Genomic DNA, 598 nt, shown 5'->3' with positions numbered 1-598 from the left:
TAACAATTGTTCATAAGCATGGTCAGTCTTACTGCTCAAACTTTTCGCTCCAACGTCGTCGCGTTCGTGACCAAGACAACTTATCCATGATGCAAAACACCATTGCTTATGATGCGGATGACGAATCGAACTGGTTCACGCTGAATGAGTTGGCGGGAAAATCTATTTCTAACCCTGAAATTCGACGTGCTGAAATGTTTGTCCGTTTGAAAGGTTTCGAGAGTATTGCCCAAGCGAATGATCATGTTGGGATGTTCTATACCCCCACATGCCCTAGCCGCTTTCACTCTGTGGCAAGTAACAAGGTCAATCAGAAATGGTTAGATGCCGGATGTCCAACAACCCAAGACGCACATGATTACATGACGTCGATGTTTGCTGATTTTCGCAAGGCACTCGATAAAGCTGAGATTAAAGTTTACGGCTTACGTGTTGTCGAGCCTCATGCCGACGGTTGTCCTCACTGGCATTTGTTGTTCTTCATGGAAAAGCGTCATGAATCCACGGTGACAAGCCTCTTTAAAAAAGAAGCAATGAAGGATTCACCGAATGAAAAAGGCGCAAAGAAATACCGTTTCACATCTGAAAAAATCGATTG

The 598-nt window shown here is 44.1% G+C and carries 1 protein-coding gene; it reads left to right on the top strand.

Translation table 11 applies throughout. The annotated features are described in order from the left end of the window. Window positions 1–598: replication endonuclease (locus C9J47_RS26885; RefSeq protein ID WP_146150861.1), on the top strand; the 598-nt coding region annotated here is incomplete at both ends.

It is taken from the genome of Photobacterium indicum (assembly GCF_003026215.1).
GTDB lineage: Bacteria > Pseudomonadota > Gammaproteobacteria > Enterobacterales > Vibrionaceae > Photobacterium > Photobacterium indicum.
The sequence above is the reverse complement of the archived record's forward strand: the minus strand, read 5'-3'. Positions and strand labels throughout refer to the sequence as shown.